General features: G+C 46.0%; 11 protein-coding genes and 1 pseudogene. All 12 read right to left on the bottom strand.

Going from position 1 to position 6875, the window contains the following annotated elements:
- Window positions 1–42 precede the first annotated feature (42 nt).
- Complete coding sequence (locus tag ACR0QW_RS10515) at window positions 43–435, bottom strand: RNA polymerase subunit sigma-70 (protein WP_432643595.1); 393 nt, start codon at window positions 433–435, stop codon at window positions 43–45.
- Between the two features lie 237 nt (window positions 436–672).
- A complete protein-coding gene (locus ACR0QW_RS10510; protein WP_432643594.1) occupies window positions 673–2187 on the bottom strand; it encodes an Eco57I restriction-modification methylase domain-containing protein in 1515 nt (504 codons plus the stop codon).
- Window positions 2188–2242: 55 nt separating this feature from the next.
- Window positions 2243–3139 carry a hypothetical protein gene (locus ACR0QW_RS10505; RefSeq protein ID WP_432643593.1) on the bottom strand — a complete coding sequence of 299 codons (897 nt, stop codon included), beginning with the start codon at window positions 3137–3139 and terminating at the stop codon, window positions 2243–2245.
- A gap of 176 nt (window positions 3140–3315) precedes the next feature.
- Entirely contained in the window at window positions 3316–3459 is a 144-nt protein-coding gene (locus tag ACR0QW_RS10500) for a hypothetical protein (RefSeq protein ID WP_432643592.1), read from the bottom strand.
- Entirely contained in the window at window positions 3460–3582 is a 123-nt protein-coding gene (locus ACR0QW_RS10495; protein WP_432643591.1) for a hypothetical protein, read from the bottom strand.
- Between the two features lie 2 nt (window positions 3583–3584).
- Window positions 3585–4012, bottom strand: a pseudogene (locus ACR0QW_RS10490) (N-acetylmuramoyl-L-alanine amidase family protein).
- Window positions 4009–4188, bottom strand: a complete 180-nt coding sequence (locus ACR0QW_RS10485; protein ID WP_432643590.1) for a hypothetical protein — start codon at window positions 4186–4188, stop codon at window positions 4009–4011. The pseudogene ACR0QW_RS10490 and the gene ACR0QW_RS10485 overlap by 4 nt, the downstream one beginning before the upstream one ends.
- A 3-nt stretch (window positions 4189–4191) precedes the next feature.
- Window positions 4192–4890, bottom strand: a complete 699-nt coding sequence (locus ACR0QW_RS10480; RefSeq protein ID WP_432643589.1) for a hypothetical protein — start codon at window positions 4888–4890, stop codon at window positions 4192–4194.
- 312 nt (window positions 4891–5202) lie between these two features.
- The gene (locus ACR0QW_RS10475; RefSeq protein WP_432643588.1) at window positions 5203–5709 is read right to left on the bottom strand and encodes a hypothetical protein; all 507 of its coding nucleotides are present in this window, start codon (window positions 5707–5709) and stop codon (window positions 5203–5205) included.
- A 215-nt stretch (window positions 5710–5924) separates the two neighbouring features.
- Window positions 5925–6281, bottom strand: a complete 357-nt coding sequence (locus tag ACR0QW_RS10470) for a hypothetical protein (RefSeq protein WP_432643587.1) — start codon at window positions 6279–6281, stop codon at window positions 5925–5927.
- Entirely contained in the window at window positions 6278–6550 is a 273-nt protein-coding gene (locus ACR0QW_RS10465; RefSeq protein WP_432643586.1) for a hypothetical protein, read from the bottom strand. The genes ACR0QW_RS10470 and ACR0QW_RS10465 overlap by 4 nt, the downstream gene beginning before the upstream one ends.
- A gap of 12 nt (window positions 6551–6562) precedes the next feature.
- On the bottom strand, window positions 6563–6875 hold a 313-nt coding region (locus ACR0QW_RS10460), incomplete at its 5' end, for a phage baseplate protein (RefSeq protein WP_432643585.1).

The raw sequence follows: 6875 nt of genomic DNA, 5'->3' as shown, positions 1-6875 counted from the left end.
TATATCGCCATCTGGAAGGCTGTTTCATTTTGAAACGGCCTCTTATCCATGGCGGATCCCTCCGAATCGGTATGCAATATAGCAGGCATGGGAGCAGAACTTCCGATGGCTGTTGCCGTAGACCATGAATCCCTTCCCGCAAGCCAGACAGGTATAGGTGTAGACTGCCTTCCGCTTCACCAGCTCCAGATGTGCGTTCCACCACTTATTCCGGCAGGCATCACAGCAGAACTGTTTCCACTTCCATCCCGAATTCTGCTCAATCGGCTTGCCGCACTGCTCGCAAACTGAGGCTGCCGACTTCGCCGCCAGGCTGTGCCGCCGACAGAATGACTTCACCGTGTTGATGGAAAGCTGGAGCTGTGCCACTATCCTTCCATACCCCGCCCCATCCCGGCGCAAGGCAATGATCTGTTGTTTCTGTTCGTCCGTCATCGAGGACACCTCCTGAAAATTTAGCTTTCAGGAGTAATAGGACAGAACAGCTATCGTTAAGTACTTCTGGGCAAAAAATACGGATGCCCATGTGAGCATCCGATATTTTAAATATCTTGCAATCTTTTCTATACTCAGATCCCGGTACACTTTCATATACAAGTAGCCACTGCTGGTATTTGCGTACTTCTGCAACGCTTTCTTTATATTGTTTATCACGAAGCCAGTCTATATTGGTCAATTCAGCCCTTTCATATAAATATCATTTATTATTTCATTCAGTTGTGATGAAACACTATCTAAAGCAGTACCATTTTGGCTTTCTGCATAATTTATTGCTTGCTCCACTAACTGGTTTATTTCTAACAATTCTTTATCAGAAGGCTTCACAAATGGTATCTGTTTTACGTAATTTGATGAGTTATTTGCAGTCGGATTAATCATATTAATAATATCATAAACTATATCAGAATTCATGATTGTGAGAATATAGAAAAAGTACTTCTCTTCTCGTGGGAAAATACCTACAATTGATTGGTCAAAAACCCGATTATTCATGTATGTTGCTCTTAGCTTACTTGCTTTTACCATTGGGATGGCAATGCCCTTTTTGAAGTAAAATGCTGAATTCTGGAATCGTGATTTCTTGTTCTTAATATAAAAATCGATGGCGCCTTTATCCCATTGAACAAACCAATCATCAGTTGGCCTTGCATACCGGATACTAGATGCGCTTTTAATATATGGAACATAATGCTTATTCAGTTCTTGGATGCCTGTTAAGTCTGCCTTTTCTGATATTTCGTTTGGATCTACGATACTATAATTTTTTGCTCTTTTTACACTTTTATCTCTAGAGGCAATAAAGCGTTTATTATCTCCCGTATAAAGGCCTGTGACAACATCGGCTATGTCACCCAAATGAACGGTTGCCCTTGTAAGATTAATGTCAGGATTGTCCGATAATAAAGAGCGTGAATTTTGATTGGCTAAAATTTCAGACTGTCTCAATATATAAACATGAATATAATCTGAAAATTTATTTTCAAGAACATCTGGGAGTTCATTAACATCTTTAAAACCCTTAATAATTCTAATCTTGTTATTGAGCGCTTTTTCCTCCGAAGATGTTTTTATTAGCGTTATAATGCTCAAATTTGAATATCCAAAGCTTACCCCTGGAAAAAATTTTGAAGGAAATATCAAAATCTCCTCAATGCATGAGTTCTGTAACAAAGTTCTTCGAATCTCTTTATGCAAATTCAAATATAAAAAGGTGTCTGGAATAATAAATGATAAACGTCCCCCCTCCTTTAATAGAGTTAAGCTGCGTAATAAAAATAGTGTGTAGGATTCCTTAACATAATAGCCAGGATATTTTTTCTTCAAAGCCTTTCTTTTAGAATACTCCTGCCAAACCCCATACGGGGGATTGCCGATAACTTTGTCATAATATCCCCCGACCATTGCATAAATATCAAGTTGCTCATCAAAAAGAGTATTTGTTTCTTTGATATTGACTACACCAATATCGTCAAATTTCTTGTGTAATATATTTATAGCTGTTTTATTTATATCGAGTGCATCAATTTGTAAATCCGTGACATCCTCTGAAAGAACAGATTCAACAAACACGCCTTCCCCGGCACTTGGCTCAAGCATTTTTTCTCCGTCGTTCAAGTGCAGCATTTTAACCATATATTTATTAATGGGTTCGGAATTTGTATAATAGGCACAGTATAGATTCTTCAAAAGTGGGTCCTCCTATATCCTTAGTTTTATCTTGAGTAATAGTAGAGCTTATATCTTACCAAATCAAGTAATTTAGGATATTCTGATCTATAAGCCGTTTCCTAAGTTGATCATCAACATCAGCTTCCCATATTGCATTATTATCAAGCCAATTTCTGAGGTTGAATCCTGTGTAAGCGTAAATTGCCTGATAAGTATCTTGAGCGCAATAAACATCCCAGTAACCCGAATTTTTTAAAGTTTGAAGGTAATGGTTATTTTGCGCTTCTGGTTGTCTAACAAAAAGAATCATCTGTTCATTAGCATCAAGAAATTTGTATATGCTTGCTACAAGTAAAAGGCGGTTTGTATTTCCCTTTTCGTTCGAGCTAAAGCCACTCTTGAAATCACAATTATGATTAATGCCGTTTTGATTAAAATGGAGGTCAAGAGCCAGTTTGATGCCGCCACTATCGACCATTTTCCAAGGAATAGAGTAATAATAATGCAAATTCCTTTTAGTAGCAGAGTCAACATTAAGGCTATTAACATATGCAGATACATTTTGCTTAATATTGGCCTGCACATCATCAAATTCTGGAGGAGTAATAATCGATAGCCGTTTTACCGGGTAATAGAATGGTTCCTTGCAAAACGGTTCCCACAATTCACCAATTCGACGTGCGAATGCCATATATTCATATGGCCAAACCTTGTTTCTAAACTCAAGCATAACCACATACATTGTGTAATCTAATAATAGAATTGAATTAAGTTTTCGTTCATTCGACCAGTGTTCTATCTGGGCGGTATTATCCAATCGAGATAACAACAAATCCTTGTAGTTCTTAATACTGGAATTAATAGCAGACGCCTGCTTTTTATAATCTTTGTTATGCCTTACTATTTCTGTTAATTGTTGTTTAGCATAATACCGGAATGCTTCCAAAAGACTTTGTTTATCTTCATACATAGCTTATCCTCCTTAAGACATGACTTGGTGCGGAAGTGATGATAATAGATATTCACATTTGTTTTTTTACAATAGCTGCCGCTAGTAGTTAAACAAACACTGTATTTCTTATTTTTTCATTATAACAGAAAAAGCCGGTATGGAATATCCCTCCCGATGTCCCGTACCGGCTCTTTTCATGCAATCTTCTGTTTTACATCAGCCACAATGGCTTTGACCGCCTGCTGTATCAAGGTGATATACAGCCTGTTCCTAATCTTCACCCACCAGCTGGTGGTGGTCTGGATTTCTGCTTCCAGCGGATCTGTGAGGTTCTTCATCTACGCTTCCACCAGCTTCTGGACGTCATCCAGGTCGATGGACTTGATGGCTGCTTCGGCTTCGCTCCTGGCAAAGCCTACGACGGCATCGGCGACAGCTTTCCTGATTTCTTCACGGTTCATGGTCATTTACCTCCTAGAATCAGCTGTTCATAATCGGTGACGCCCCTGGCCACGGCTCTGACCAGGGCCTCCTGAGCATTGGCCAGGATTTCTTCATCATCTGGATTGGTGATGAAGACCAGCTCGACCAAGACAGCGGGCATGTCGGTGTTCGTGAGGACATACAGGCCCAGGTTTCCGTGCCGTTGGCTTCTTCAGCTTCGGCGGCATTGCAGTGGATGAACACGAAGATGTCGGCATCACTGGCATTGGCGGCCTCGCAGATTTCCGTCAGGCTGTTAGACCGGAGCAGTTCTGTTGCTACTCCTGCCGCATTCAGGTAACTTTCCGCAGATTGACCGACTGCCAAAGCAACATCGCACTCACGCAGACCGCTTTCACTATTGACGGCTCCCGGGTCGGAATGGCCGGGATTCAGGAATACTTTCATGGTTTTTCTTCTCCTTTCTGATAAACGGCGGACTTCACAGTGCCGCCGATGTAACCGAGCAAGCAAGAGGCGATGGACATGACCAGCTCGTTGAGGGTATAGAAAATCGCCAGGATCAGTGCTGTGACCAGCCCGATGATAACGATACAGTCGGGGATATTCACTTTCTCAAACATGACTTACACCGCCTTTGGCGTAACGGTCACGGCGCCGTCCTTGCGGACGATATCGAAATCCTCTATGGCCAGGATACGGTCAGACGCTACACTCCAATGGCTGTTTGTTTTGTAGGTACCTAATGCGGCCCGGGGAACTAGGATTTTTGTCTTGCCAGGAATGCCGCGTTCGACATCGTTCACATTCTCTACAACAAAGTCCACGTTCACCTTGTCCAGGACAAGGTATTTCAGGTTCTTGCAGGTCGAAAAGGTATAATACGTATTGGGTTCGCCCTTCCCGGCATTACACAAAGTATCAAAGTGCACACATTTCAAGCTGGTGCAGTAGGCGAACAGGCTGTAAAGCGCATTAATATCGCCGAAACCGCTCAGATCAGCCGATTCCAGATTACCGTTACCCAGGAACACTGAACCCAGATTGGTAATATTGCTTTTCGTGATATTGCTGAGATCCACACAGATTTCATCGCAGCCAACGCCTGCTTTGTTTTCGCTGGATGGCTCCAGCAGCTGATACAGGGAGGTAGCATCATGAGAAATATCCACCACATAAAGGCTGCTTCCTGATGCAATCTGCGATTTGGATGTCAAAGGACTGTCTAGGGATTCATCCATATACAGTTTGTTCTGGTACAGATACACCGGGGTATATCCATCCGGAACGGTGATATCCGTCGGGATGTGCGTAGCATCCGTCACAGTTATCACTGCATCACCACAAATCAGGCCCTTCTTTAAATTTCACGATACGGAAGCCCTGCCACTAATCCAGCCTTTATCTACCTTCACCCGGATCTGGAACGCATATCCCAGGGCCACCTTCGTTTCCGATGCCAGATTCTAGGAGGTACTGCCAGACCGTTCCAAAGACAATACCGAGCTGGTAATCTGCGGCGTAAAGACAGCGGAAATCGTCTGATGCTCCGACTGCTGGATGGTGACTTTGTATGGTGCCGCTTCTCAGCGGAATCAGGACGGATGACACTCCGCTGTAGCTGTTCCTGGCCAGTTTCACATCCACCTTACTCGATGGTCAGCACCGTCCTGGGATACCGTCACCGTCGTCAGGCTCCCGGTCACCTTGGTGCCATTGACGTAGGCGGTCTTGCCGCTGATGATAGTGCTAGCTGCTGCTGTGGCATCACCTGTATCAACGACGCTGGATTTGACAGACACGCCAAGAACCGTCACGCCGGTCTTGATGTTCCCTCTGACCAGTTTGCTCTGCTCCTCGCTGCTGATGCTGACAGTTCCTTTGCCGTTATGGAATCCGGCTTGGATGGCATACGCGCCGTCGGCCTTGCTGATACCGCCGCTGACGGCTCCGTTATTAGCCATAGATCCGGCGACGAAGCCATTCCCGATAAAGGCAGATTTCCCTGTCAGGATATCCCCAGCTGCCGCCGTGGCCCCAGTCGTATAAAAAAAGACAGCCGTCCCCTGCCCTTCTGCCAGAGGGATGGAAACCTGCGGCACTTCCGCATACACGACCGAATTGATCTTTACGTTTTTCGCCATTCTGATTGCTCCTTTACTCAACTTTCAACTAATAGCCATTAAAGCTGCTCCTGCCATAGTTCGACAGGATGGCAGCTACCGTCACCCAGGAAAGGGCCGCATGGCCGCTGTCGGCGATGACAACCTGCTCCTCATCGGACGGGACGATGCGCTTTCCCTGATAGTCCCCGGATGGGGCCTATGGCATGGAAAGGATGCCTATAAGGCTATTCCCCTTATGTGCCATCGTCTGTCACGCCCCTCTCCAGGAAGAAAGGCCGTGGCAGGATAAGGGTATCGGTGTACCCGTTCTCCCGCACCAGCTCCGCATCATAGACATAGCGGCCGCAGGGAAGCCGCCGCGTATCGTCCGGCCAGAACACGAGGAAGCACTCCGTTCCTTCCCGGCGGATGCCCTGTCCCAGAGTCTTGGTCAGGACAGGCTTTTCATCAGTAAGGCAGCGTTTCAGTGTGAAGGTCAGCTCGTCCCGTTCCCCCAATGTGAAATGTTCTCCCGTCACCCTGTCCCAGATGATTAGGCGGATTTCTGCTGAATCCATGCGGATCCGGTTCTGCACTACAGAAAAACTCACATCCGTCCCCCCTGTTCCGGCTGCCGCTGTTCCATGGCATCCAGCCTGCGGTGGGCATATTCCGCCAGGGCTTCCACCCGGGACAGCCGTTCCGCCATCTTCTGCCGCTTGGCTTCCGTATCCGACAGCTGGCGGCGCAGTTCTGCGATACAGTCCAGGAGGCTCCGTACCGATTCATTCAGCGGCTTGATGACACTGAAATGGAAAATGACGCCACAGAGCATCAGGACCGATACCAGAGACGCGACCATCTGTAACCATTCAGCCATATTCCTCACCCCCTATCCTGTCCGCTGGAACATATACACGACGATGGACGGCTGCATGTTGTTGTGCGGCTGGCCGCCACCCGTCTGGGAAAGGTTGTGGGAATGATTTCCATCCCAGGACGTATGCTCGTCCACCTGATTACCATGCCAACAGCCGTCGCCATAGCCTACGGCCACAGGTGCATCATTGCCTTCACAGACATCCCACTGGAAGTTGCGAGGCAATGCCCCGCAGGACCAGTGACGATGATTTCCGCTGTCTCCGACTGTATGTCCATGAGCCGGAGTTTCTGGAGTCGTAAGATTGTGCTTCTCTTCCCCCAGC

This window comes from Acidaminococcus sp. (assembly GCF_050873445.1).
Taxonomy (GTDB): Bacteria; Bacillota; Negativicutes; order Acidaminococcales; family Acidaminococcaceae; genus Acidaminococcus.
Note: the sequence above shows the minus strand (reverse complement) of the source record. Positions and strands in the feature narration are given on the sequence as shown.

What these genes read in the sequence shown, in the direction of transcription:
- ACR0QW_RS10515 (WP_432643595.1), bottom strand. Translation starts at nt 435, where the DNA reads ATGACGGACGAACAGAAACAACAGATCATTGCCTTGCGCCGGGATGGG.
- ACR0QW_RS10495 (WP_432643591.1), bottom strand. Translation starts at nt 3,582, where the DNA reads ATGAACCGTGAAGAAATCAGGAAAGCTGTCGCCGATGCCGTCGTAGGC.
- ACR0QW_RS10485 (WP_432643590.1), bottom strand. Translation starts at nt 4,188, where the DNA reads ATGTTTGAGAAAGTGAATATCCCCGACTGTATCGTTATCATCGGGCTG.
- ACR0QW_RS10500 (WP_432643592.1), bottom strand. Translation starts at nt 3,459, where the DNA reads ATGAAGAACCTCACAGATCCGCTGGAAGCAGAAATCCAGACCACCACC.
- ACR0QW_RS10505 (WP_432643593.1), bottom strand. Translation starts at nt 3,139, where the DNA reads ATGTATGAAGATAAACAAAGTCTTTTGGAAGCATTCCGGTATTATGCT.
- ACR0QW_RS10465 (WP_432643586.1), bottom strand. Translation starts at nt 6,550, where the DNA reads ATGGCTGAATGGTTACAGATGGTCGCGTCTCTGGTATCGGTCCTGATG.
- ACR0QW_RS10475 (WP_432643588.1), bottom strand. Translation starts at nt 5,709, where the DNA reads ATGGCGAAAAACGTAAAGATCAATTCGGTCGTGTATGCGGAAGTGCCG.